The sequence below is a fragment of the Streptomyces afghaniensis genome (genome assembly GCF_044327915.1).
In the GTDB taxonomy this organism is placed as follows: domain Bacteria; phylum Actinomycetota; class Actinomycetes; order Streptomycetales; family Streptomycetaceae; genus Streptomyces; species Streptomyces afghaniensis.
In genome coordinates this window covers 16607-41450 of record NZ_JBIRGJ010000006.1, presented here as the reverse complement: position 1 = coordinate 41450, position 24844 = coordinate 16607, and the positions used below count along the sequence as shown (strand labels likewise).

Below are 24844 nucleotides of genomic sequence, written 5' to 3'. Positions count from 1 at the left end.
TCAGCCCTTCACGCAGACGACCTGCTTGAGCTTCGCCACGACCTCCACCAGGTCCCGCTGCTGGTCGATGACCTGCTCGATCGGCTTGTAGGCGCCCGGGATCTCGTCCACGACGCCGGAGTCCTTGCGGCACTCCACGCCCCGGGTCTGCTCCTCCAGGTCCTTCGTCGAGAACCGGCGCTTGGCCGCGTTACGGCTCATGCGCCGGCCCGCGCCGTGCGAGGCGGAGTTGAAGGACTTGTCGTTGCCGAGGCCCTTCACGATGTACGAACCCGTGCCCATGGAGCCGGGGATGATCCCGTAGTCGCCGGAACCGGCCCGGATCGCGCCCTTGCGGGTCACGAGCAGGTCCATCCCGTCGTAGCGCTCCTCGGCGACGTAGTTGTGGTGCGCGCTGATCTCCGGCTCGAAGGCCGGCTTCGCCTTCTTGAACTCCTTGCGGACCACGTCCTTCAGAAGCGCCATCATGATCGAACGGTTGTACTTCGCGTACTCCTGCGCCCAGAACAGGTCGTTGCGGTACGCCGCCATCTGCGGGGTGTCCGCGACGAACACGGCGAGGTCGCGGTCGACCAGGCCCTGGTTGTGCGGGAGTTTCTGGGCCACGCCGATGTGATGCTCGGCCAGCTCCTTGCCGATGTTGCGGGAACCGGAGTGGAGCATCAACCAGACAGAACCGGCCGTGTCCGTGCAGACTTCGACGAAATGATTACCCCCACCGAGCGTTCCCATCTGCTTCGTGGCACGTTCCTGACGGAACTTGACCGCCTCCGCCACCCCGTCGAACCGCCCCCAGAAGTCCTCCCACCCGGCAGTGGCCAACCCGTGGAACCGCCCGGGGTCGACGGGATCGTCGTGCATCCCCCGCCCCACCGGAATGACCTGCTCGATCCGCGACCGCAGCCGGGACAGATCCCCGGGCAGGTCGTTCACCGTCAGGGACGTCTTCACCGCCGACATTCCGCAGCCGATGTCGACACCCACCGCCGCCGGGCACACCGCGCCCTTCATGGCGATGACCGAGCCGACCGTCGCGCCCTTGCCGTAGTGCACGTCGGGCATGACGGCCAGGCCCTTGATCCAGGGCAGCGTGGCGACGTTCTGGAGCTGCTGGAGTGCGGAGCCCTCGACCGTGGCCGGGTCGGTCCACATCCGGATCGGTACCTTCGCACCAGGTATCTCTACATACGACATAGCGTCCTCAATCCCCCGTAAACGAACAGAAGTCCTCAACAGCAAATACCGGAGCCAAGGTCGACGAAAGGGAATTCGGACCGGCGTCCACGGCAGTGCGTGCGATACACATTGTGTTCATCGGCTGCCCCGAGGCGGCAAGCCAATATCCGCGTCGAGAGGAGCCACCACGTGCAACGGAAGGCGTACGCACCCGGTATCGCCGCGCTCCTCGCGGCCCTGCTGGCCGGCTGCACCGGCGGCTCCGGCGACGGCGGCCCGACGGACGACTCCAACCCGGGCGACACGGGCACGGCTTCGGCCGCCGCCGAGCCGGGCCGGTACCGCACGCTGCCCGAGCCCTGCGGCGCCGTCGGCCAGAGCTCCCTCGACGAACTCCTGCCCGGTATCCGGCAGATCACCGACGGGGAACAGCGCGAGCAGGCCTACGAGGGCGAGGCGACGGTCACGTACGACACCGACCGCAAGGTCGGCTGCCAGTGGAAGGTCGACGCGCAGCAGGCCACCGACCATCTGCTCGTCGACTTCGAACGGGTCGTCTCCTACGACAACGCGGTCAGCGACGACAGCCAGGCCGAGCAGCTCTTCGCGGAGAAGGAGGCGGCGGCCCACCTGCCCGAGCCGACCGCCACCGAGTCGGCGACCCCGGGCAGCACTCCGGGCAGCACCCCGGCCGGCGGTGCCACGCCCGCGCCGAGCGGCTCCCCGTCCCCGTCCGGTACCTCCTCGTCCTCGGCGTCCGCCTCCGCCACCCCGACCGACCTCCAGCCCCGCGTCCTGGAGGACGTCGGCGACGAGGCCTTCCTCGACGACGAGCTGAGCAGCTCCGGTTCGACGGCCAAGCAGCGGACGGTGACTGTGGCATTCCGCACGTCCAACGTCATCGTGACCATCGAGTACGCCGAGCAGCCGGCCACCGTCGGCGTCGTCCCGGACAGCAAGGAAATGCAGGACAAGGCCCGGAAACTGGCCTCGCAGCTGGCCGATTCGCTGAGCGACTGAGGCCCCTTCACGCCCCCTTCACGCGCACCCGCAAAGCACCCGAAGGAAGAACACACCGCCGCCTCACCGCGTACCGTGACCACTCGGACCCGTTCCGACCGCAGGAACCACGAGCGTCATGAGTGAAGGAACCATGCAGCGACGAGCACAGCGAGACCAGCGAGATCAGCGAGCGAAGCGAGTCAACCGCGTCCTTGTCTGCGCGGCCGCCGTCCCCGTGATGCTGGTCGCCGCCGGCTGCTCCTCGGACTCCGGCTCCGGCGACAGCACGGACAAGGCCGCGAAGGCCGCCGCTTCGGCGTCCGCGAGCCCGTCGCCGACCGTTGAGGCGGCGGCGTACGGCAAGCTCCCGGAGCCCTGCAAGGCGCTGTCGAAGAAGACGCTGAAGGACCTCGTCCCGGAGAGCAAGTCCGGCAAGGAAGGCAAGTCGGACGACATCTCGACCCGCGGCAGCTGCTCCTGGGACAGCCTCGACAACAACGGCGTCAAGGGCTCGCAGTTCCGCTGGCTGAACGTGTCGATGCTGCGCTTCGAGTCGGACGTCAACCGCGGCCCGGCCGACAAGCTGGCCCAGGAGTACTTCGAGAAGCAGGTCCAGGACGCCCAGGCCGTGGCGGGTGCCAAGAGCACCAAGTCGGAGCCGGTGCCCGGGACCGGCGACGAGGCGACGGCCGTGCGGTACGAGCTGAAGAAGAAGGAAGGCACCTTCAAGCAGCAGACGGTCGTGGCACGCGTCGAGAACGTCGTCGTCACCCTCGACTACAACGGCGCGGGCCTGGCCGGCGACAAGAGCCCGAGCGCCGACGACCTGATGAAGGACGCGAAGAAGGCCGCCAAGGAGGCGGTGGCGGCCGTGTCCGACGCGAACGGCGCGGGCGGCGGCAAGGCGAGCGGCGCCCCCTCCAAGGCGCCTTCCAAGGCCCCGTCGAAGTCGGCGTCCAAGTCGCCGTCGAAGTCGGCCTCCGAGGAGCCGGCCGAGGAAGCCTCGACGTCGCCGTCGAAGAAGCCCGCGTCGAAGAGCTGAACGTCTCCGACCGGAACCGGCCACCCGTCCTCCGCACACATGTGCCACCCTGTTGCGCGCAACAACATGCAAGGGGAGGGGAGTACGGGTGGCCGCGCCACTACAGCTGACTCGGATGCACCGCGTTCTCATCGGTGTGGTCGTGGCCGGCGCCGTGATCATCGCCGGTATCGGCTTCGCCGGTTCGTACGCGGCCGTCCGCGAGTTGGCCCTGAAAAAGGGCTTCGGGAACTTCTCCTACGTCTTCCCGATCGGCATCGACGCGGGCATCTGCGTCCTGCTGGCCCTGGACCTGCTCCTCACCTGGATCAGGATCCCCTTCCCGCTGCTGCGCCAGACGGCCTGGCTCCTGACGGCGGCGACGATCGCCTTCAACGGCGCGGCCGCCTGGCCGGATCCGCTCGGTGTCGGCATGCACGCGGTGATCCCGATCCTGTTCGTGGTCGCGGTCGAGGCGGCCCGGCACGCGATCGGCCGGATCGCCGACATCACGGCGGACAAGCACATGGAGGGCGTCCGCCTCACCCGCTGGCTGCTCTCCCCCGTTCCGACGTTCCTCCTCTGGCGCCGGATGAAGCTCTGGGAGCTCCGCTCCTACGACCAGGTCATCAAGCTGGAGCAGGAACGTCTCGTCTACCAGGCCCGGCTGCGTTCCCGCTTCGGCCGGGCATGGCGCAGGAAGGCCCCGGTGGAGTCCCTGATGCCGCTGCGGCTGGCCCGCTACGGCGTCCCTCTCGCGGAAACGGCCCCGGCGGGCCTGGCAGCGGCGGGCATAGAGCCGGCCTTGATCCCCCCGCCGCCGCAAACGGACCCAGCCGCGGGCAGTCGTGCCGCCGGTGCGGCACCCGTCCCGCAGAGAGCGGCACCTCCCGGCGAGCAGCGCCCTCAACTCGAGAGCAGCCAGGACGCCGGGCAACCGGACAACACCCCGGAGCCGGACCAGAGCCCCTGGTTCAACACCCCCCGCGAGGTCGAGTACCAGGGCGGCTACGACCCCGACTACGATCCCGCGGAGCAGTACGCCCGGTGGATCGCGGAACAACAGGAAGCCGAGCAGTACCAGACCCAGTACGAGCAGGAGCCCACCCCTGAGGACACCGGCAGTTTCCCCATCCCGGTGGGCCCCAACCGCACCCGGGAACTGGGCGACGGCGGCGGCACCCCGCCCGCTCCCGAGCCGGATGAGGAGTCGTACTACCAGGTGTTCCGTCAGTCGATCGACGGCAGCTACCCCACGCCCCGCGCCCTCGGCGACAACATCCAGGCGACCTACGGGACGACGCTGAGTCCCAGCGCCCTGAAGTCCCTGGCGGAACGCTTCCAGAAGCGCCACACGGCGGAACTGGAAGAGGACCACATCGCATGACGGCATGAAGGAAGGGGCCCTGCGGACAGGGCCCCTTCCTTCGACACCGGCGACTACTCCCCGAGCAGAGCCCGAACCCGCTCCTGCCCCACCGCCAGCAACAGCGTGGGCAGCCGCGGTCCCGTGTCCCGCCCCACCAGCAGGTGGTACAGCAGGGCGAAGAAGGACCGCTGCGCGGTCTTGATCTCCGGCGGCAGCTCCTTCGGCGTGGCGTCGGCCGGGAACCCGGCCTGCACCTTGGGCACGCCGTACACCAGGTGAGTCAGCCCGTCGAGCGACCAGTGGTCGGCCAGTCCGTCGAGCAGGAGCCGCAGCGACTGCTGGGACGCCTCGTCCAACGACTTCAGCAGCTCCGCGTCCGGCTCGTCCCGCACGATCGTCCGCTGTTCGGCCGGCACGTGCGTGTTGATCCAGGCCTCGGCCTTGTCGTACCGCGGCCGGGCCTCGTCGAGCGAGGTCAGCGGCTGCTCCGGGTCGAGCTCGCTGAGGATCCGCAGCGCCTGGTCCTCGTGCCCGGCGGTGATGTCCGCGACGGACGCCAGCGTCCGGTACGGCAGCGGCCGGGCCGTGCGCGGCAGCTCACCGGCGGCCGTGCGCACCGCACGCGAGTGCGCGGCGACGTCGGCCGGCAGGGCGCTGCCATCGGCGACCTTGGCGTCGAGCCGGTCCCACTCGTCGTACAGGCGCTGGATCTCCTGGTCGAAGGCGACCTTGAAGGACTGGTTGGGCCTGCGCCGGGCGTACAGCCAGCGCAGCAGCTGCGGCTCCATGATCTGCAGGGCGTCGGCGGGGGTGGGCACGCCGCCCTTCGAGGACGACATCTTCGCCATGCCGGAGATCCCGACGAACGCGTACATCGGCCCGATCGGCTGCTTGCCGCCGAAGATCCCGACGATCTGCCCGCCGACCTGGAACGACGACCCGGGCGACGTGTGGTCGACGCCGCTCGGCTCGAACACGACCCCTTCGTACGCCCACCGCATCGGCCAGTCGACCTTCCAGACCAGCTTGCCGCGGTTGAACTCGCTCAGCCGGACCGTCTCGGAGAAGCCGCAGGCGGTGCAGGCGTAGGTCAGCTCGGTGGAGTCGTCGTCGTAGGACGTGACGGTCGTGAGGTCCTTCTCGCAGTTGCCGCAGTACGGCTTGTACGGGAAGTACCCGGCGGAGCCGGAGCTGCCGTCGTCCTCGGCGGCCGCGCCGGAGCCCTCGGCGGCCTCCAGCTCGGCCTCGTCGACCGGCTTCTGCCCCTGCTGCTTCTTGGCCGGGGCCTTCTTCGTCCGGTACTGGTCGAGGATCGCGTCGATGTCGCCGCGGTGCTTGATGGCGTGCAGGATCTGCTCGCGGTACACGCCGGAGGTGTACTGCGCGGTCTGGCTGATCCCGTCGAACTCCACGCCGAGGTCGGCCAGCGACTCGACCATCGCGGCCTTGAAGTGCTCGGCCCAGTTGGGGTGGGAGGAGCCCTTCGGCGCCGGGACGGACGTCAGCGGCTTGCCGATGTGCTCGGCCCAGGACTCGTCGACCCCGGCGATGCCCTTGGGCACCTTGCGGTACCGGTCGTAGTCGTCCCAGGAGATCAGGTGCCGCACCTGGTACCCCCGGCGGCGGATCTCGTCGGCGACGAGGTGCGGGGTCATGACCTCGCGCAGGTTGCCGAGGTGGATGGGGCCGGACGGCGAGAGGCCGGACGCGACGACGACGGGTTTGCCCGGGGCCCGACGCTCCGACTCCTCGATGACCTCATCCGCGAAACGGGAGACCCAGTCGGTGGTCTCGGTGCTCTGAGCCACGATCGGCACGTCCTTCTTTCTGCATCGGGCAGCCGGTACGGTCGCACGGCTGACCGCACCATTGTCCCAGACCTCCTCGCGCCGGGAAAAACGGCTTTACCCCCCATGGGATACTGGCCGTGTCTATCCATTCCCTCGAGGAGAACGGCACCCTTTCCTATGGCCTCGGTCACGTCCCTCAGCGACTCCGTCCACCAGCGCCTCGCGGCGGCCCTGTCGGCGGCTCTGCCGCAGGCCGGCTCCGCGGACCCGCTGCTGCGACGAAGCGACCGGGCCGACTTCCAGGCCAACGGGATCCTGGCCCTCGCGAAGAAGGAGAAGGCGAACCCGCGGGAGCTGGCGACGCAGGTCGTCTCCCGGGTCGAGTCGGGTGACGTGATCAAGGATGTCGAGGTCTCCGGCCCCGGCTTCCTGAACATCACGATCACCGACCGGGCGATCATCCGGAACCTCGCCGCGCGCTACGCGGACGACACCGGCCGCCTCGGCGTGCCGCACGCCGGGCACCCGGGCACCACGGTCATCGACTACGCCCAGCCGAACGTGGCGAAGGAGATGCACGTCGGTCACCTGCGCTCCGCGGTGATCGGCGACTCTGTTGCGCAGCTGCTGGAGTTCACCGGCGAGAGCGTGGTCCGGCGTCACCACATCGGCGACTGGGGCACCCAGTTCGGCATGCTCATCCAGTACCTGGAGGAGCACCCCCACGAGCTGGACCACCACGACGGCGAAGACCTCCAGGCCTCCGGCGAGCAGGCGATGTCGAACCTGGACCGCCTCTACAAGGCCGCGCGCAAGTTCTTCGACTCCGACGAGGAGTTCAAGACGCGGGCCCGGCGCCGGGTGGTGGACCTCCAGGCGGGCGATCCGCAGACGCTCGCCATGTGGCAGAAGTTCGTGGACGAGTCGAAGATCTACTTCTTCTCCGTCTTCGAGAAGCTGGACATGGAGATCCGGGACCCGGACATCGTCGGCGAGTCCGGGTACAACGACATGCTCGCGGAAACCTGCCGCCTGCTGGAGGAGTCGGGTGTCGCGGTCCGCTCCGAGGGCGCGCTCTGTGTCTTCTTCGACGACATCAAGGGCCCGGACGGCAAGCCGGTCCCGCTGATCGTGCAGAAGTCGGACGGCGGCTACGGCTACGCGGCGACCGACCTGTCGGCCATCCGTGACCGCGTCTTCAACCTCAAGGCGAACACGCTGCTGTACGTGGTGGACGCCCGCCAGTCGCTGCACTTCAAGATGGTCTTCGAGACGGCCCGCCGGGCGGGCTGGCTGAACGAGGACGTGCACGCGGTGCAGCTCGCCTTCGGCACGGTCCTCGGCAAGGACGGCAAGCCGTTCAAGACCCGTGAGGGCGAGACGGTCCGGCTGGTGGACCTGCTGGACGAGGCGATCGACCGTGCCTCGGCGGTAGTCCGGGAGAAGGCGCAGGACCTCTCCGAGGAGGAGATCGCCGAGCGGGGCACGCAGGTCGGCATCGGCGCGGTGAAGTACGCGGACCTGTCGACGTCGGCGAACCGCGACTACAAGTTCGACCTGGACCAGATGGTCTCGCTGAACGGCGACACGTCCGTCTATCTCCAGTACGCCTACGCCCGGATCCGGTCGATCCTGCGCAAGGCCGGCGAGGCCCGCCCGGTCGCGCACCCGGAGCTGGACCTGCACGAGGCGGAGCGTGCGCTGGGTCTGCACGCGGACTCGTTCGCGGCGACGGTGGCGGAGGCGGCCGGGGAGTACGCCCCGCACAAGCTGACGGCGTACCTGTACCAGCTGGCTTCGCTGTACACGACGTTCTACGACAAGTGCCCGGTCCTGAAGGCCGAGTCGCCGGAGCAGATCGAGAACCGCCTGTTCCTCTGCGACATCACGGCCCGCACGCTCCACCAGGGCATGGCCCTGCTGGGGATCCGGACGCCCGAGCGGCTCTGACGCCCTCGCAGTTCTGACACCCGTGGGGTGGCCGACGTCCGCGTCGCCACCCCACACCGGTGACAACTCCCTTTTACCCCAGTACAGTTGCATATTCCTCCAGCGCCGCGGGCGGAGGACGCACCGGAGACGGAGCGGGTGATCGGGGGGCACGGGGGATTCATGATCATCTCCGAGGAGTCGCGGGCCGCCGGGGCTGCCGTCCTCGAGCGTGACCTGGCGGTACCGGGGCAGGGCATCGGCCGTTTCCGCCCGGGCGGCAATCCGCACACCGAAAAGCACACGACGGTGCTGCCGGACGCGGCGAAGGCCGCCGCCCTGACGATCGAGCCGCCCGCCCGACTGGACAACCTGCCCGTGCTGCCGTCGGCTCCCTTCGTCGGCCGCATCGACGACCTGGACCGCTTACGCGCCTCCCTGCTGTCCGGCGGCGGAGTCGTCACGCAGACGGTCGCGACCGCGGTGAGCGGTCTCGGCGGGATCGGCAAGACCGCCCTGGCGCTGCGCTACGCCCACCGGAGCGACGAGTACCGGCTGGTGTGGTGGATCACCGCCGAGAGCGAGGAGCGGATCGCCTCCGGGTTCGGCGAGCTGGCACTGCGCCTTTACCCGGACTGGGCCCGCGGGGCGACGGCCAAGGAGCGCACGGAGTGGGCGCTGACCTGGCTGGAGGCGCACTCCGGCTGGCTCCTGGTGTACGACAACGTGGAGCGGCCCGAGCACCTCACCCCGTTCCTGGGCCGGCTCCTCGACCGGGGCCACCAGTTGGTCACGAGCCGGTGCCGCACCGGCTGGCCCGAGGGGGCCCGCCTGGTCAGCCTGGACGTGCTGGACCACGGGGAGGCCGTCGACCTGCTGTGCGCGACGGCCGGCCGGGGCGACCGCTCCGCCGCCGGACGGGAGCAGGCCGCGCGGCTCGCCGAGGACCTGGGACATCTGCCTTTGGCTCTCACGCAGGCGGGCGCCTACCTGCGGGAGACCGGCATCGGCTTCGCGGCCTACCAGGCGAAGCTGGCCCGCGTCCCGGACGCCGTACTCAACGACGGGGCGGGCCGCTCGGGCCGGACCATCGCCCAGATCTGGCGCACCAGCCTGGAGTCCATCCGATCCCGTCGTCCCCTGGCCGTCCCGCTGCTGTACACGCTGGCCTGGTTCGCCCCGGAGGCCACGCCGCGCGGGGTGCTGCGGCATCTGGGCCTGCCCGAGCGCGAGGTCGCGGAGGCGCTCGACGCGCTCCGGGACTACCACCTGATCTCGTCCGGCCCCGAGGGCCTCACCCTGCACCGCCTCGTCCAGCAGACGCTGCGGCACGCCGAGCCGCCCGAGGTGCCCGAGGCGCGCGACCTGGCCGAGCGGGCGCTGGCCGCGGAGCTGTCCGGCGCCCCGGCCGAGCGCGTACGGCGGCTGCTGATCCACGTCCAGGCGCTCGCCGGGACGGGACCGGCCGCGGAACCTGCCGCCGAGGCGGTCGAGATGTACCGGCGGGGTGCCGACGAGCTGGTGGCGCGCGAGCAGCACGTCCTGGCGATCCCACTGATGACGCGGGCCGTCGAGGGCAGCGAGGCGCTGCTCGGCGTCGACGACGACGCGACGCTCGACCATCGGGACCGCTTGGCGGAGTTGCACGCGAAGGCCGGAGACCCGGCGCGGGCGGTCCGGCTGTGCCAGAACGTCTATCTCGACCGGCGCCGGCGGTGCGGCCCGGCCGCGCGGGAGACCCTGGCCGCCCGGGAGCGGCTGGCGTACGCGCACCGCAAGGCGGGCGATGTGATGCGCGCGGTCGAGGAGCTCACGGCCGTAGTGGCGGACCGCCGCCGGACCCAGGGCGAGCAGCACCCGGACACGCTCGGCAGCCGCAACAACCTGGCCTACGCGCTCCAGACCGCGGGCCGGTACCAGGACGCGGTGGAGGAGTTCGCGGCGGTCGTGGCCGACCGGGAGCGTGTCCTCGGGACGGGGCACCGGGACACGCTCGCCAGCCGTACCAATCTCGCCTACGCCCACCGTGAGGCCGGTGACCACCGCACCGCGCTGGCCCTGTACGAGCAGGCGGTCGAGGACCGGCAGCGGGAGCACGGCCCCGACCATCCCGACACGCTGACCAGCCGCGGCTGGCTGGCCGCCGCGCACTCCGCCGCGGGGGATCCGCGCCGGGCGGTGGCCCTGTACCGGGAGGTGGTCGCCGCCCGGGAGCGTGTGCAGGGCGCGGACCATCCGGACACCCTGCGCAGCCGCAAGGACCTGGCGTCCGAGCTGTCCGAGGCGCACGGACCGGACGCGGCGCTGCCGGAGTTCGAGTCGCTGGCGGCGGACAGCGCCCGTATCCAGGGCCCGGACCACCCCGCGACCCTGGACTTCCGCGACGACATCGCGCAGACCCACCGGGAGCGGGCCGACCACGCCCGGGCGGTCGCGGGCTACGAGGCGGTGATCGCCGACTACGCGCGAGTGCGGGGCCCTGACCACCCGGACACACTGCGCGCACGGGAAGCGCTGGCTTTCACCCGGCAGCTCATGGGGGACCACTCCCGCTCGGTGCGAGAGCACAGGGCTCTCGTCGCGGACCGCACCCGTGTACAGGGCGGCGATCATCCGGCGACCCTCACCGCGCGTGCCCAGCTTGCCTTCGCCCTGCGCGAGGCCGCCGACTTCCGGGCCGCGATCGAGCTGTTCGAGGAGGTGCTGCGGGACCGCAGCCGGGTCCTCGGCACGCAGCACCCCGAGGTGTTCGCCACGCGCGAGGTCCTGGCCCGCACCCGCCAGTGGGCGGGCGACCACCCGCGGGCGGTCGCGGAGCTGAAGCACCTGCTCGGGGACATGGAGCCGCTCCTGGGCACGGACCATCCGGGCGTCCTCTCGATCCGCCACTCCCTCGCCCAGGTGTTCGCAGAGGAGGAGCGCTACGCGCGGGCGCTGGAGCTGTACGACGAGCTCGTGGAGGTCTACGAGCGGGTCTATGGCCCCGATCACCCCTTGACGCTCGGCATGCGGTCGTGGCTGGGCGCGACCTGCCGCTCGGCCGGTGAATACGGCCGGGCGGGCGAGGTGTTCGACGCACTCCTGGCCGACCGGACCCGCGTGCAGGGCGCGGACCATCCGGACACGCTGGAGACCAACAGCTGGCGGGCCTGGGTCCTCCGCTCGGCGGGACAGCATCAGCGCGCGATCTCGGTCTACGAAGAACTGGTCGAGGCCCGGACCCGGGTCCTGGGCGCGGATGCGCAGGCGACGCTGAACTCCCGCAACGGCCTGGCGCTGGCCCGGCTGGGCGCCGACGACCACGAGGGCGCGATCGCGGGGTTCACCGGACTGCTCGCCGACCGCCGCCGGCTGCTGGGCGACCACGCGCCGGACACACTGCTCATGCTGGAGAACCTGGCGGACGCCTGCTCGGCTGCCGAGCAGCATGACCGGGCCATCGCCCTGTACCAGGAAGCCGTCGAGGCGTGGGCCCGCGTCTGGGGGGCCGCTCATCCGCGCACGCTGCGCGCCAGGCGGGATCTGGGCCTGGTGCAGAAGGCGGCCGGGCGGCACCAGTTGTCGCTCAGCACGCTGGAGTCCGTACTCGACGGGCGCAGGCGTCTGTTCGGGCCCGACCATCCGCTGGTGCTCGACGTCCGCTTCGATCTGATCAGCGCGAACTGTGCGTCGGGCGACTACTGCCGCGCCGCCCGACTCGCCGAACAGCTGGTCGCCGACAGCGCCCGGGTACGTGGCAAGGACCACGTCACCACCCTGAACGCGCGCTCGTGGCTGGCGTACGCCTGGATGGGGTCCGGCGCGTACCAGCGGGCGATCGTCGCGTTCGAAGGGCTGGTGGAGGACCGGACCCGCTTCCACGGGGCGGATCACGGCGAGACGCTGGCGACCAGGTACCTGCTGGCGAGTTCGTTCGCCGAGCGGGGCGATCACGAACGGGCGGTCGTGCTCGGCCAGGACCTGGTCAACGATCTCGCCCGGTTCCACGGGGCCGACAGCCCGCGGGATTTCGACGACCGTGCCATGCTGGCCCGCTGGCGGGAGTACTCCGGCGACCGGGCGGGAGCACTGCGGGACCTGGACGCACTGCTGCGGGACCACGAGCGGTTGCTCGGTCCCGAGCATCCCGAGACCCTCGCCCTTCGGCGCTCCATCGCCTGGGTCTGGCTGGGGTCGTCCACCGCGGGCCGGGCCGTCGCGACCGCCGCGAGCGTGGTCGCCGACTCCACCCGGATCCTGGGCGCGGACCACCCCAGGACGCTCTCCGCGCGTGCCACCCTCGCCTCCGCGCACAGCACGGCGGGTGAGGTCGCACACGAGCTGCGGCTGCGGGCATCGCTCGTGGACGACCACGCCCGGGTACACGGTCCCGACCACAGCTCGGTCCTCACCGCCCGCCGGAGCCTGATCTGGGCGCGGCGCCAGGCCGGCCAGCGCGTGCAGAGCGTACGGGACGCCATGGCGCTGGTCGACGACAGCGACCGCATACGGGGCCCGCAGCACCCCGAGACCCTCGGATGCCGCAATCTCCTGGGGTACACCTGCTGGGAGGCGGGCGACCCGCATCGCGCTGTCGCGGTCTTCGAGGAGTTGCTGAAGCAGTGCGAGGACGTCCTCCCCGAGGAACACGAGACGACGTTCTGGGTGCGCGGCAACCTGGCGTGGCTGGCGGCGGACACCGGTCCGGCGGACGACGCCGTGCGGTGGGCGCGGAGCCTGGTCGACGATGCCACCGAGCTCTTCGGTCCGCGCCACCGGCGCACCCTGGCCGTGCTGCCGGTGCTGGCGCACGCCCTGGCCCAGGCGGACGAGCCGGAGCAGGCGCTGGAGGTGCTGCGGGACCTGCTGCGCCGCACCGCGCTCCTGCGGGCTCGACTGGGTTGTCCGGAGACGGTCGATGACGTCGTCCGTGTCCATCACCAGGCAGCCGCACGGAAGGGCGGGCCGGCCTCGACCGGCGGACCGGCGGAGGAAGAGGAGGAGTTCGACGACGAGGCCCTCCGCCTGGGCGTGCTCGTCGAGTTGTTCGCCGATCGCTTCGGCGGCTTCCTCCCCACCCTCGCGACGCAACTCGCCCACGCTCTCTCCGACGCGGGTGATCCCGCTGCCGCGGTGGCCCTGCTGAAGGCCGTGCACGCCGGACGCGCCCGGATGTTCGGCCCGGACCATCCGGACACCCTGGAGAGCCTGGCCGAGCTGGCCTTCGCATGTCTGGAGGCCGACGACCCGGAGGCGGCGCCGTCGCACGAGGAGCTGCTGGCGCGCTGGGAGCGGACGTTCGGCCCGGACCACCCCGACACGGAGGAGCTCCGCTGGCGGTTGCGCACCGCACGGCCGGCCTGGCGGGCCCGGCTGACGCTGCTCACGGACGACGTGACCGCCGGCCGGCCCGTCACGATCGAGGTCGGGCTCGAGCGGGAGGACGGTACGGCGGCGGCCGTGCCGCCCCGGCTGCTGGTGGCCGTCAGCTGTCCCACGGCGACCACGGTCGACCCGGCCACGGCCGAGTACGACCCCGGCGGCGCGCCCACGCGTTTCACCCTGTCCGCCCCCGGGCCGGGCGCCCACGACGTCCTGTTCACGCTGTACGACCACGCCTCTGGGCTGGTGTTGCAGGAGCTGAAGACCGTTGTCCACGTGCAGGGTGCCAGGGAGGACTGACCCGGATGCCGCAGGATCTGGCCGTGGAGGTACTGAGGGACCCCTCCCACGGCTTCACGGGGGTGCCGCCGCAGCCCGGGAGCACACCGCGTCCGCCGGAGGGGGAACCGCCGGCGGAGCTGCGGGTGAAGCTGTACCGCTCCAGCGAGAAGGTGCTGACGATCCTCGCCTGCGCCCCGGACGCCTCCCCGGCCGCGGCGTTCCCGCGCTGGCACGAGGCACCGCTGGAGGTCTCCCCGGACGACCTGCTGGAGCGGGCGGACCGCCTGCGCAACCGGTGGCACGACCTGGTGGTGTACTACCGGAGCGAGGGCGACGAGTCCGGGGCGCGGGTCGGCAGCCGGCCCTTCGCGGAGACCGCCGACCTCAGCGAACTCGCCGACCGGGCCGAGTCGGTGACGGCGAAGCTGGCCGACGAGGGGTACGACCTGCTCGACGTGCTGCTCCACGGCAGCGGTTACGACCTCGGCCGCTTCCGCGAGTTCCTGCTGACCGCCCTCGCCGGCAAGGAGACGCTGCGGATCAGCTTCGACTCCCAGCTGTATCTGCCGTGGCCCATGCTCGCCGTGGATCCCGCGACGTGTGCCACGCCCTGGGAGGCGTTCCTGGGCCACCGGCACCAGGTCGAGCAGACCACCACCGGCTATCCCTGGGACCACGCCCCGCTCGGCCGGCGCGACCTGGCCACCACCAGCCTCAACAAGGACGACTCCCTGGACCGGGTGGGCCGCGCGCGTGAGGTGCACAAGCTTCTGGAGCAGCGCTCGCGGCTGATCGTGCGCTCCCGTGGCAGCGACCTGCTGCACGCCCTGGCGGGGCCGGTGCTCAACGAGGACGTCATGTACTTCTGGTGCCATGGCCGCATGGTGCAGAGCGGCCCGTCGACCCCGGGTCTGTCCATCCGGCTCTCCGACGACGAGCACATCGACGGGCCGGTGGTGTCGCGGAAACGGCGCCGGTTCCGTCATGACTCCCGGGCCAGGTTCAAGCCGTTCGTCCTGCTCAACGCCTGCGGCACGGCACGGGCGGCGGCTCCCGGCAGGCTGAAGCACCTCGGGCAGGAACTGATCGACATGGGTGCGGACGGCGTCCTGGCCCCGCAGATCGACATGCCCCAGGAGTTCGCGACCGAGTACGCGTACGCCTTCCTCGACCTGTATCTGACCGGCCGTTACACCGCCGGCGAGATAAGCCGGCTGCTGGTGCGGCGCTTCGCCTCGGAGTTCCGCAACCCGCTCGCCCTGGCCTACTCGCTGCACTGCGGCATCGACAGCCGGCTGAGGCTCGCCTCGTGACCGGCCCGCGGACCCGGTTGCCCGCGCCCGTCGAGATCGACCTGGACGACAAGGGCCGGCTGACACCACCGGGCAGCGCGGTGCCCGTGCCCGCCGGCCGCGTCGCCGAGCATCTGGCGCGGAGCCTGGCCGTCCCGCGCTGGGCGACCGACATCCACGTGTACGTGCACGGCTGGCAGACCGCGCCGAGCAGCGCCACCCGGACCGCCCAGCGCCTGCTGCGGCAGTCCCTGGACCTGTACGAGGCGGCGCCGGACCGCTATCCGGGACTGAAGGAGGGCTACCGCCCCTGGTGCGTGGTGGTGCGCTGGCCGTCCTCCAGCCTGCCCACGCTCAGGGGTTACCGCCGCATCCGCGACCGGGCCCACGCGATGAGCGCCGACGGCACCGGGCACGCCCCGTACGTCCTCGGCCACCTGCTCGGCTACCTCGACACCGAACGCACCGATCCGACGGGACCCCCGGTCCTCGCCAACCAGCACGGACAGTTCCTGCATCTCGTGGGGCACTCCTTCGGCGGCCGGTTCCTGTGCGAGGCGGTGCAGCGGGCCGCCGAGAAGCCTCCCGTGCTCGGCTGGAGCACACCGCACGATCCCCGCCGCCCGTTCACCGTGGACAGCGCGCTGGTCTTCCAGATGGCCGCCCCGCGTGACGCCTTCGTCCGGCACTTCGGCACGCTGTTCCCGCGCGACGGGCACCCCGGCGCACCGCTGCGCGGGCCACTCGTCCTGACGCACTCGCGCTGGGACCGGGCCACGGGCTTCTGGCATCTGCGCGCCGAAAGGGCACCCGGAATCGGCCACTCGGGCGCCGGTGCGGCACCGGTTGCGCAGTTCACGACCAAGCTGCTGCCGACGTCCCAGGTCTACGAGCACACCGACCTGGATCACCGGCTGGTCAACGTGGACGCCGACTGGCTCTACCGCGGCAGCCGCCGTACCCGGCTGCATCCCTCGGGCGCCCACTCCGACTTCCTGCGCCCGGAGTCCGCGCACCTGCTGCTGACCCTGGCGGAACGCTCGCGCTGACGGGTGCGGCCCATGCCCCCGCCCCCGCGTACGGGTGCGGCCCGTCCTCTCCCCCGTGGGGAGGACGGGCCGCGGTCTGTCGACTGAACCGGCGGTGCCGGATCAGCAGTTGGGGCAGGCGTTCGCCATGCGCTTGAACGCGGCCCGGGTCCCCGCACCGGGGTCGCCGTCGATCTTGCCCTTGTACCCCCACTTGGCCTTCAGCCAGCGCTGCAGCGCCTTCACCGTGTTCGGGCCGACCTTCCCGTCGATCTTGTCCTTGTAGGCGTAGTTCTTCTTGAGGAAGCGCTGCAACGCCTTCCAGCTCTCGGTGCCGAGCTGCCCGTCGATCTTGCCCTTGTACTGCCAGTGCTCCTTCAGGACGCGCTGGACCTTCTTGGCCTCACCGGCCGTCAGGCCGAGGTTGACGACCGCGAGCGGGCTGACCTCGGCGCCGGCCGCCGGCCGCGTCTCCGCCGCGACACCGGGACCGGCGGTGGCCACGCCCCCGACGGCGATCCCGATGGCGGTGGTGGCACAGACGAGTGTCTTCGTGAGTGCTCGCATGAGTTCCCCTCCGAATGGTTGCGAGTGCTCTGGGTGCTGCGTGGCAACGAGACTGCGGCCCCGGCACCCGGAGCCGCCACAGTCGCCGCGGAAGTGACGTCCTGACGGGACGTCCCACGCGCTGACCTGCTGTGACGCCGTACGCCGGGACGACGCGGCGGGACGGTCCCGGCGAGGTGTGGCCGAATCGGTAGGGGGCTGCGGGGAGAACGGAACCGATGTATGGGGCACCGCGTGGATGCTGATGCAGAATGCGGCGGTGACGGGACCGCTGACCACGGTCCACGAACGCGAGTGGGGGGAACATGTCGCGTTGGAAAGGGCTGCCCGAAGAACTCGACCCGTGCGTGCGGCAGTTGGTGGTGCGCTTACGCCGGGTGAAGGACCACAGCGGACTGAGCCTGCGCCAGCTCGCGGCCAAGACGGGGTACAGCACGTCGTCCTGGGAGCGCTACCTGGCGGGCAGGTCGCTTCCGCCCAGGGAGGCCGTCGAGGCGATGGCCCGGCTCGGCGGTGACGACCCGACCCGCCTCCTCGCGCTGCACGAGGTCGCCACCGAGGCGTGGGGCAAGGAGGCGGACCCGGCAGAGCCCGGAACCAAGCTCGGAACCGAGCCCGGAACCGAGCCGGGAACCGAGCCGGGATCCGGCGCACCCCGCCCTCACGGCCGGGCGCTGCGCATCACGCTCACAGCCGGATCGGTGGCCCTGGTGCTGGCCGTGGCCGCCTCGGTGCTGCTGGCCGTACGGCTCACGGACGGCGAGGGCAGCGCGGCGGCGGCCGGCCTCACCGCCACCGCCACGACGGCAGCGGGGCCGCCCGAGGAGTCGGACCGGCCCCGGTACACCTGCCGGGCGGAGCGGATCGAGGACCGCTGGTACGCGGGCAACAGCCGCACCATGAAGGCCGTCCTGGCCGAGGGCCACGCCGGACCGGAGGTGGCCGAGGCACAGTGTCTGCTGCGCGAGGCGGGTCTCTCACCGGGCGCCGTGGACGGCATCTTCGGCCCGCACACGAAACGTGCGGTCAGGGACCTGCAGAAGCGGGCGCACCTGGTCGTGGACGGCATCATCGGCCCGCACACCTGGAAGGCCCTGCGGGAATGACGCGGACCCCGCCCGGCCCGCTGCCGCCCGAACGCGACCGGCTCGCCTGCGCACTGCGGGAGCTGAGGGCGGGCACGGGCCTGAGCCTGGCGGCCCTCGCGGCGAAGACCACGTTCAGCAAGTCGTCCTGGGAGCGCTACCTCAACGGCAGGACGCTCCCGCCGCGCGAGGCGGTGCAGGAGCTGTGCCGGCTCGCGGGCGAACCGGAGGGCCGGTGCCTCGCGCTGTGGGAACTGGCGGAGTCGGAGTGGAGCGGCCGGGCGGCACCGACCGCGCCCACGGACCCGCCCGCGCCCCCGGAGGCGGACGCCTCGACGCCTGCCGCCGGCGGCAGGGGCGCGGTCCTGGCCGTCCTCGCGTCGGTGTGCGCGACAGCGGCCGGCGGCCTGTCCGTGGCCCTGGTCCTCCTCGCGGGCCAGTCCGACGACCCCCGGCCGTCACCGCCGCCCCCGTCCGCCCCGGCACCCCGCTGCCGTGGAGCCACCTGCGAGGGCAAGAGCCCCATGCACATGAGATGCGGCGCGTCCCCGCTCACTCTCGCCTCGCACCGCACGTCCACCGGAGCCCAGCTCGAACTGCGCTACAGCGACAAGTGCGCGGCCGGCTGGGCCCGGATGTGGAGCACGCGGATCGGGGACCGGCTGGAGCTGAACAGGACCGACGGAGGCCGCCGTCCACACGCAGCCGAGATCGCGGACGGCCTCGCCGCCCAGTCCTACGTCTACACACCCATGACCAAAGCCCGCCCCGGCACGACCGTCCGGGCCTGCTTCCGCCCGGCGACGGGAGGCAGCCGCGAGTGCTTCGACGCCCGCGTGGAACAGGTGGAAGCACCAGGTCGGCTCCTGTCCTCTAAAGCAGCGTCATCCCCTCCGGCGCGGTGATGCCGAACTCCTCCTCCAACAGCCGCCGCGCCTCCGCCTCACCGGTCACCTCCCGCTCGGTGACCGTGCCGTCGGAGCGGGTCTCCGTGAGAAGCCGGCCGTCGAGCAGGAGGTGCCGGGTGGCGCCGATGTGCTGGACGTAGAGGCGCCGGCTGAACGGCGAGCGCGGGTTGGTCGCGATGTGCCAGTTGATGACGTCGAAGTCAGGCTCCTCGAACGGCTCCAGGGTGAAGGCGTACTGGCCGCTCCAGTCGCCCTTTCCCGGGTCGTGGACCTGCAGCAGCCACATCTCCAGTGGTCCGTCGTGCGGCACGTGCACCAGGCGGTGCCGCCGCCCGGCCCCGGCGAACTCCACGTCCGCGACCAGCGGCACCGGCTCCAGCAGCGCGCCGATCGCCCCGAAGCCGACGTCCGCGAGGTACGGCCGCGGTTCGCCGGGGCCCTCGGCCAGCAACGCCATGTGGGTGCGCGGCCGGCTCGCGATGCTGTCGGCGCCGACGACCACCCGCGCGGCTAACCGGGTCACCCGGAAGCCCAGCGCCTCCAGCGCGCGGGCGAACAGCGTGTTGTGCTCGTAGCAGTAGCCGCCGCGCCGGCTGTGGACCAACTTCGCCATGAGGTCGGCCGGATCAAGAGAAGGAGCCCTGCCGCGCAGCGCGTCGAGGTTCTCGAACGGGAGGGCGAGCATGTGCGCCAGATGCACACCGCGCAGCGTGGCCGGGTCGGCCCGCCGCTCCCCCTCCCACCCGATCCGCCGGAGATACACGTCGAGGTCGAACGGTATGGAATCGAACATGACGTCACCGTAATCACACCGACCCACCGCGTCGGCGGCCCGCAGCCGGAGATGCCGCTCCGCCGTTGGACCTAGGCCCCCGGCGTACCGGCCCCAAGCCCCTTGCCCAGCCGCCGCAGCCCTTCCTCGATCTCCTCGGGCGTCTGCGTCACGAAGCACAGCCGCAGGGTCGTGCGGTCGGGCGGGCCGGCGTAGAAGGGAGCGCCGGGGACGTACGCCACGTCATGCCGCACCACCTGCGGCAGCAGGGCCGTCGTGTCGTACGGCTCCGGCAGGCGCGCCCAGAGGAACATGCCGCCCTCGGGCCGGGTCCAGACCGCCCCCTGGGGCAGCGCGCCGGGCAGCGCCGCGAGCATGGCGTCCCGGCGTTCGCCGTACACGCCGGCGACGCGTGCGACGTGGGCGTCCAGATCGTGGTCGGCGAGGTAGCGGGCCGCGGCGAGCTGGTTGACGGTCGGTGTGTGCAGGTCGGCGGCCTGCTTGGCGACGGCACAGGCGCGCCGCAGCTCACCGGGCGCACGCAGCCAGCCCAGCCGCAGACCGGGCGCCATCACCTTCGAGAAGCTGCCGAGCAGGACCGTACGGTCCTCGGCGCCCGGGAGGGAGGCGATCCAGGGCACGCGTTCACCGTCGTACCGCAGCTCCCCGTACGGGTCGTCCTCGACGATCCACAGCCCGCGCCGGGCGGCGACCGCGGCCACGGCGGCGCGCCGCTCGGCGGGCAGCGTGCGGCCGGTGGGGTTCTGGAAGGTGGGCACGGTGTAGAGCAGCTTGGGCCGCTCGCGCGCCACCAGCTCCTCCAGCGCCCCGGGATCGACGCCCTGCTCGTCGCCGGGCACGGGCACGACCCGCGCCCCGGCGAAGCCGAACGCCTGCAGGGCCGCCAGATAGCAGGGGCTCTCGACGAGGACGGTGTCGCCGGGTTCGAGCAGCGCGGTGGCGAGGAGCGAGAGGGCCTGCTGGGAGCCGGTGGTGACGAGCAGGTCGTCGGGAGCGGTCGGCAGTCCGCGTGCCGTGGTGCGCTCGGCGAGCGCGGCCCGCAGCGTGGGCTCGCCCTCGGTCGTGGAGTACTGCAGCGCCCGCGCGGGTTCCTCGGCGAGCACGGCCCGGTACGCGGCCGCGATGCCCGCCGCGTCGAACAGCTCCGGCGCCGGCAGCCCGCCCGCGAAGTTGATCACCTCGGGACGGGCGGTGACGGCGAGGATGTCCCGCACGGGAGAGCCGCCGACCGACCGCGCCCGCGCGGCGAGCGGCGGCACGGGAGAGTGAGCGGGCGCGGGCTCGGTGACGGTCATGACACGGCTCCTTCGACTGCGGTGACGGCTTGTCCGCCGCAGCCTAGGGAAGTGCGTGCCGCCTACAAGCACCTTTCCGCGATCCGGACGCCGGAGGGGGGCGGTCCGGTAGGACACGGGAGCCGCTGCTCAGCCCTTGGCTCCCAGCCCCGCGTACACGTTGATGTCCGCGTCCGTGACGTCGTTGATGTCGCGGTAGCGGACCTTCTCGATGTCGTCGAGACCGGCGAGGTAGGAATCCTCCGGCTGCTCGGGGACGGGAGCCGCGCCGTCGGGCCGCCAGCGGTGCGCCGGGACGATCCCCGGGTCGGCGATCTCCAGGGCGTTGTCCGTGAAGAACCGCTCCACCTCCGCCCGGGAGCGCAGCACGAAGGTGAACCCCCGCTCGGTGTACGTCCGCTGGACCGCGCGGATGTTCTCGGGGTTGAGGTCCTCGGTGAGGTGACTGAGCACCAGCCGGCTGCCGACGGGCAGCGCGTCCAGCAGCTCGCGCACCAGCGGATACGCCTCCTCGTCCGCGACGAAGTGCAGGATGGCGACCAGGCAGAGCGCGACCGGCCGGTCGAAGTCCAGGGTCTTGGCGGCCTGTTCCAGGATGCGGCCCGGATCCCGCAGATCGGCGTCGATGTAGTCCGTACGCCCCTCGGGCCCGCTCGTCAGCAGGGCCCGCGCGTGCGCGAGCACGACCGGGTCGTTGTCGACGTACACGACCCGCGAGTCGGGCGCGATGCGCTGCGCGATCTGGTGCACGTTCTCGGCGGTCGGCAGTCCCGTGCCGATGTCGAGGAACTGCCGGATGCCGTCCTGCTCCACCAGCGTGGTGACCGCGCGGCGCAGGAAGTCGCGGTTGTGCCGTACGTCGAGGTACCCGCGCGGGTTGGCGGCGAGCGCGGCGGCGGCCGCGTCCCGGTCGGCCGGGTAGTGGTCCTTGCCGCCGAGGAAGACGTCGTAGACCCGGGCCGGGTGCGCCTTGCTGCTGTCGATCCTCCTCTGCAGCTCGGCGGGATCCTGGCTGAGGGCGTCACCGGTCATGGACGTCTCCCTGAAGAGTAGGTGGTTCAATCAACAACCACTCCGACGGTCAACAACCTAACGGCCCAGGCGATTTGATGGTGCCCAAGCCCGCCCAAGCCGGTCCGCCACCCCATCAACCACACGCGATCACGTACTGGCTGCGGGACATGGAGCAGGCCCTGTCCTACTGACCCTTGAGCCGCTGGGCCACTTCGGTGGCCCAGTAGGTGAGGATGCTCCGGGCGCCCGCGCGCCGGATACCGGTCAGGGCCTCCATGATCGCGCGATCCCGGTCGATCCAGCCCTTCTCGGCGGCGGCCTCGATCATCGAGTACTCGCCCGAGATCTGGTAGGCGGCGACGGGCACGTCCACGGCGTCCGCGACCCGGGCGAGGATGTCCAGGTACGGCCCGGCGGGCTTGACCATGACCATGTCGGCGCCCTCCTCGAGATCGAGGGCGAGTTCCCGCATGGACTCACGCACGTTCGCCGGATCCTGCTGATAGGTCTTCCGGTCCCCCTGCAGGGACGAGCCGACGGCCTCCCGGAACGGCCCGTAGAACGCGGAGGCGTACTTCACGGTGTAGGCGAGGATGGCGACGTCCTCCCGCCCGATCTGGTCGAGGGCGTCCCGGACGACGCCGATCTGCCCGTCCATCATCCCGCTGGGGCCGACCACATGGGCGCCGGCATCGGCCTGCACCTGGGCCATCTCGGCGTACCGCTCCAGGGTCGCGTCGTTGTCGACCCGCCCCTGGGCGTCGAGCACCCCGCAGTGCCCGTGATCGGTGGTCTCGTCGAGACACAGGTCGGACATGACGAGCAGATCGTCACCGACCTCGGCCCGCACGTCCCGGATGGCGACCTGGAGAATCCCGTCCGGGTCGGTCCCCGGCGTCCCCAGCGCGTCCTTCTTCGACTCCTCCGGCACGCCGAACAGCATGATCCCGGAGATGCCCGCCGCGACGGCCTCAGCGGCGGCCTTCTTCAGACTGTCCCGGGTGTGCTGCACGACCCCCGGCATGGCCGCGATCGGCACCGGCTCACTGACGCCCTCACGCACGAAGGCCGGAAGAATCAGATCGGCAGGGTGCAACCGGGTCTCGGCGACCATCCGACGCATGACGGGAGTGCTCCGCAAACGCCGCGGCCGCGTACCGGGAAAAGATCCGTACGTCGTCATGCCACCTACGCTACGCCCGCCCCATACGCCCCGATGCCGACGCACTGTCGGAACTGAACTGCGGCCGAAGTCCGCATTCCGCGGGCAATCGTGCCTCCCCCAGTGCCTTAAGGGCCTGGGAGGTACCCCCAGGGCGGCACGGGTGGGCGCGGGCGGCACCCCGCAACGCCGGGCTGCGCACCCCACCCGCCCCCGGCCCCAACACCGAGCACCCCGAAGCCCACCGTTCCCGCATGCGCCCGGCATGCCCCAGGTCCATCCTGAAAACACAGGAACAAGGACCTCGACGGCCAACTGCCACCCCGCCGCCGCCGTCCCTCCGTACGCCCCCCACGGAGGACGCGATGACCGCCCGCCACGACACGCCCGACCTCTTCGCCCTCTCGGAAATCCACGGCCCGGTCCTGCGTCCGGGCGACCCCGCCTACGCCGACGAGGTCACCGGCTTCAACCTGGCCGCCCTCCACACCCCCGACGTGGTCATCGGAGCGGCCTCCCCCGACGACATCGTCACGGCCATGCGCTGGGCGAAAGCCACCGACACCCCCGTAGCCGTCCAGGCCACCGGCCACGGCGCCAACTTCCCCATCGAGAAGGGCCTCCTGATCAACACGGCCCGCCTGACCGACGTGCGGGTCGACCCCGCCAGCCGCACCGCCACCATCGCCGCGGGCGCGAAGTGGAGCCACGTCATGGCCGCGGCCGCCCCGCACGGCCTCGCCGGCCTCAGCGGCACCTCCACGGACGCCGGCGTCATCGGCTACACCCTCGGCGGCGGCCTGCCCGTCCTCGGCCGTGCCTACGGCTACGCGGCCGACCTGGTCCGCTCCTTCCATGTCGTCACCCCGGACGGCCGGCTGCGCGAGACGGACCCCCAGCACGAACCGGAACTGTTCTGGGCCCTGCGCGGCGGCAAGGGCAACGTGGGCGTCGTCACCTCGCTGGTCACCGAACTGCTCCCCCTCCCCCGCATCTACGGCGGCGGCATCTACTGCCGGGGCGAGCACGCCGAGGCCCTGCTCCAGGCCTGGGCGGACTGGACCCGTACCGTCCCGGACCAGATGTGCAGCGCGTTCACGATCCTCCGCCTGCCACCCATCCCCCAGATCCCGGAACCCCTGCGCGGCGGCTTCTGGGCACGCGTGGCGATCGCCTGGCCCGGCCTCCCGGCCGAGGGCGAGGCCCTGATCGCACCGCTGCGCCAAGCGGCCCCGGTAGCCGTCGACACGGTCGAGGTGATGGACCACGCGGCCCTGGACCGCATCCACATGGAACCGCAGGACCCGCTCCCCGGCAGGGAGTCCTGCCTGCTCCTGCGCGACCTGCCCCCCGACGCCATCCGCACGTTCCTGGACCAGGCCGGCCCCTCGGCCGGCGCCGACCACCCCCTGCTGATGGTCGAGATACGCCACATGGGCGGCGCGCTGTCCCGCCCGTCCGCCGTCGAGGACGCCGTCTGCGCCCGCGACGCCCTGTACTTCATCGACTCGGTCGGCATCATGGCCGCGCCACCCGCCGCCGAGGCCATCGAACAGGCGACGCAACAGCTCTACACGGCCATGGCCCCCTACGGCACGGGCCGCACCATGGTCAACATCCACGGCACCCCGGGCGACGAACAGGACCGCGCCCGCGCCTGGACCCCGGAGGTCTACGACCGCCTGCGCCACGACAAGGCCACCTACGACCCGTCCAACCTGCTCCGCTACGGCCACGCGGTGACTCCCGCGTAGCCGCAGCGAACACAGT

General features: G+C 71.7%; 17 protein-coding genes. 10 read left to right on the top strand and 7 right to left on the bottom strand.

The features are described 5' to 3' along the window. Positions 1–1194 (bottom strand): RtcB family protein, encoded by a 1194-nt coding sequence (locus tag ACH4G3_RS22590; protein WP_397626221.1) that lies wholly within the window; start codon positions 1192–1194, stop codon positions 1–3. A gap of 171 nt (positions 1195–1365) precedes the next feature. Here ACH4G3_RS22590 and ACH4G3_RS22585 point away from each other — a divergent pair, with 171 nt between their 5' ends. The 3 genes from ACH4G3_RS22585 (at position 1366) to ACH4G3_RS22575 (ending at position 4586) form a co-directional block, all read left to right on the top strand. Then, entirely contained in the window at positions 1366–2196 is an 831-nt protein-coding gene (locus ACH4G3_RS22585) for a DUF3558 domain-containing protein (protein WP_397626220.1), read from the top strand. A gap of 118 nt (positions 2197–2314) precedes the next feature. Next, complete coding sequence (locus ACH4G3_RS22580; RefSeq protein WP_397626219.1) at positions 2315–3220, top strand: DUF3558 family protein; 906 nt, start codon at positions 2315–2317, stop codon at positions 3218–3220. A 115-nt stretch (positions 3221–3335) separates the two neighbouring features. Then, positions 3336–4586, top strand: coding sequence for a DUF2637 domain-containing protein (locus tag ACH4G3_RS22575; protein ID WP_397626218.1), 1251 nt, complete (start codon positions 3336–3338; stop codon positions 4584–4586). Between the two features lie 53 nt (positions 4587–4639). Here the strand turns inward: ACH4G3_RS22575 and lysS are convergent, their stop codons facing one another. Continuing rightward, positions 4640–6385 (bottom strand): lysine--tRNA ligase, encoded by a 1746-nt coding sequence (lysS, locus tag ACH4G3_RS22570; RefSeq protein ID WP_397626217.1) that lies wholly within the window; start codon positions 6383–6385, stop codon positions 4640–4642. 150 nt (positions 6386–6535) lie between these two features. Here lysS and argS point away from each other — a divergent pair, with 150 nt between their 5' ends. The 4 genes from argS (at position 6536) to ACH4G3_RS22550 (ending at position 16271) form a co-directional block, all read left to right on the top strand. After that, entirely contained in the window at positions 6536–8308 is a 1773-nt protein-coding gene (argS, locus tag ACH4G3_RS22565; RefSeq protein ID WP_397626216.1) for an arginine--tRNA ligase, read from the top strand. Between the two features lie 162 nt (positions 8309–8470). Beyond that, entirely contained in the window at positions 8471–13948 is a 5478-nt protein-coding gene (gene fxsT / locus ACH4G3_RS22560) for an FxSxx-COOH system tetratricopeptide repeat protein (RefSeq protein ID WP_397626215.1), read from the top strand. Positions 13949–13953: 5 nt separating this feature from the next. Next, positions 13954–15243: a CHAT domain-containing protein gene (locus ACH4G3_RS22555; protein ID WP_397626214.1), complete on the top strand. Its 1290-nt coding sequence runs from the start codon at positions 13954–13956 to the stop codon at positions 15241–15243. Next, a complete protein-coding gene (locus ACH4G3_RS22550; protein ID WP_397626213.1) occupies positions 15240–16271 on the top strand; it encodes a hypothetical protein in 1032 nt (343 codons plus the stop codon). The genes ACH4G3_RS22555 and ACH4G3_RS22550 overlap by 4 nt, the downstream gene beginning before the upstream one ends. A gap of 102 nt (positions 16272–16373) precedes the next feature. Here the strand turns inward: ACH4G3_RS22550 and ACH4G3_RS22545 are convergent, their stop codons facing one another. Next, positions 16374–16817, bottom strand: coding sequence for a peptidoglycan-binding domain-containing protein (locus ACH4G3_RS22545; RefSeq protein WP_397626212.1), 444 nt, complete (start codon positions 16815–16817; stop codon positions 16374–16376). A gap of 305 nt (positions 16818–17122) precedes the next feature. Between ACH4G3_RS22545 and ACH4G3_RS22540 the strand changes: the two genes are divergently transcribed. Beyond that, a complete protein-coding gene (locus ACH4G3_RS22540) occupies positions 17123–17923 on the top strand; it encodes a peptidoglycan-binding protein (protein ID WP_397626211.1) in 801 nt (266 codons plus the stop codon). Beyond that, positions 17920–18807: a helix-turn-helix domain-containing protein gene (locus tag ACH4G3_RS22535; protein ID WP_397626210.1), complete on the top strand. Its 888-nt coding sequence runs from the start codon at positions 17920–17922 to the stop codon at positions 18805–18807. The genes ACH4G3_RS22540 and ACH4G3_RS22535 overlap by 4 nt, the downstream gene beginning before the upstream one ends. Here ACH4G3_RS22535 and ACH4G3_RS22530 read toward each other — a convergent pair. The 4 genes from ACH4G3_RS22530 to hemB form a co-directional block, all read right to left on the bottom strand. Beyond that, positions 18776–19603 carry an arylamine N-acetyltransferase family protein gene (locus tag ACH4G3_RS22530; RefSeq protein ID WP_397626209.1) on the bottom strand — a complete coding sequence of 276 codons (828 nt, stop codon included), beginning with the start codon at positions 19601–19603 and terminating at the stop codon, positions 18776–18778. The genes ACH4G3_RS22535 and ACH4G3_RS22530 overlap by 32 nt on opposite strands. 71 nt (positions 19604–19674) lie before the next feature. After that, positions 19675–20898 (bottom strand): aminotransferase-like domain-containing protein, encoded by a 1224-nt coding sequence (locus ACH4G3_RS22525; RefSeq protein WP_397626208.1) that lies wholly within the window; start codon positions 20896–20898, stop codon positions 19675–19677. A 129-nt stretch (positions 20899–21027) separates the two neighbouring features. Then, positions 21028–21930 carry an SAM-dependent methyltransferase gene (locus ACH4G3_RS22520; RefSeq protein WP_397626207.1) on the bottom strand — a complete coding sequence of 301 codons (903 nt, stop codon included), beginning with the start codon at positions 21928–21930 and terminating at the stop codon, positions 21028–21030. Positions 21931–22096: 166 nt separating this feature from the next. Further along, positions 22097–23095 (bottom strand): porphobilinogen synthase, encoded by a 999-nt coding sequence (hemB, locus tag ACH4G3_RS22515; RefSeq protein ID WP_397626206.1) that lies wholly within the window; start codon positions 23093–23095, stop codon positions 22097–22099. Between the two features lie 344 nt (positions 23096–23439). Between hemB and ACH4G3_RS22510 the strand changes: the two genes are divergently transcribed. After that, entirely contained in the window at positions 23440–24828 is a 1389-nt protein-coding gene (locus ACH4G3_RS22510; protein ID WP_397626205.1) for an FAD-binding oxidoreductase, read from the top strand. Positions 24829–24844 lie beyond the last annotated feature (16 nt).

Coding starts and splice junctions, on each gene's coding strand:
- ACH4G3_RS22590 (WP_397626221.1), bottom strand. CDS start 1,194: ATGTCGTATGTAGAGATACCTGGTGCGAAGGTACCGATCCGGATGTGG.
- ACH4G3_RS22580 (WP_397626219.1), top strand. CDS start 2,315: ATGAGTGAAGGAACCATGCAGCGACGAGCACAGCGAGACCAGCGAGAT.
- ACH4G3_RS22575 (WP_397626218.1), top strand. CDS start 3,336: ATGCACCGCGTTCTCATCGGTGTGGTCGTGGCCGGCGCCGTGATCATC.
- argS (WP_397626216.1), top strand. CDS start 6,536: ATGGCCTCGGTCACGTCCCTCAGCGACTCCGTCCACCAGCGCCTCGCG.
- fxsT (WP_397626215.1), top strand. CDS start 8,471: ATGATCATCTCCGAGGAGTCGCGGGCCGCCGGGGCTGCCGTCCTCGAG.
- ACH4G3_RS22555 (WP_397626214.1), top strand. CDS start 13,954: ATGCCGCAGGATCTGGCCGTGGAGGTACTGAGGGACCCCTCCCACGGC.
- ACH4G3_RS22545 (WP_397626212.1), bottom strand. CDS start 16,817: ATGCGAGCACTCACGAAGACACTCGTCTGTGCCACCACCGCCATCGGG.
- ACH4G3_RS22540 (WP_397626211.1), top strand. CDS start 17,123: ATGTCGCGTTGGAAAGGGCTGCCCGAAGAACTCGACCCGTGCGTGCGG.
- ACH4G3_RS22535 (WP_397626210.1), top strand. CDS start 17,920: ATGACGCGGACCCCGCCCGGCCCGCTGCCGCCCGAACGCGACCGGCTC.
- ACH4G3_RS22530 (WP_397626209.1), bottom strand. CDS start 19,603: ATGTTCGATTCCATACCGTTCGACCTCGACGTGTATCTCCGGCGGATC.
- ACH4G3_RS22525 (WP_397626208.1), bottom strand. CDS start 20,898: ATGACCGTCACCGAGCCCGCGCCCGCTCACTCTCCCGTGCCGCCGCTC.
- ACH4G3_RS22520 (WP_397626207.1), bottom strand. CDS start 21,930: ATGACCGGTGACGCCCTCAGCCAGGATCCCGCCGAGCTGCAGAGGAGG.
- hemB (WP_397626206.1), bottom strand. CDS start 23,095: ATGACGACGTACGGATCTTTTCCCGGTACGCGGCCGCGGCGTTTGCGG.
- ACH4G3_RS22510 (WP_397626205.1), top strand. CDS start 23,440: ATGACCGCCCGCCACGACACGCCCGACCTCTTCGCCCTCTCGGAAATC.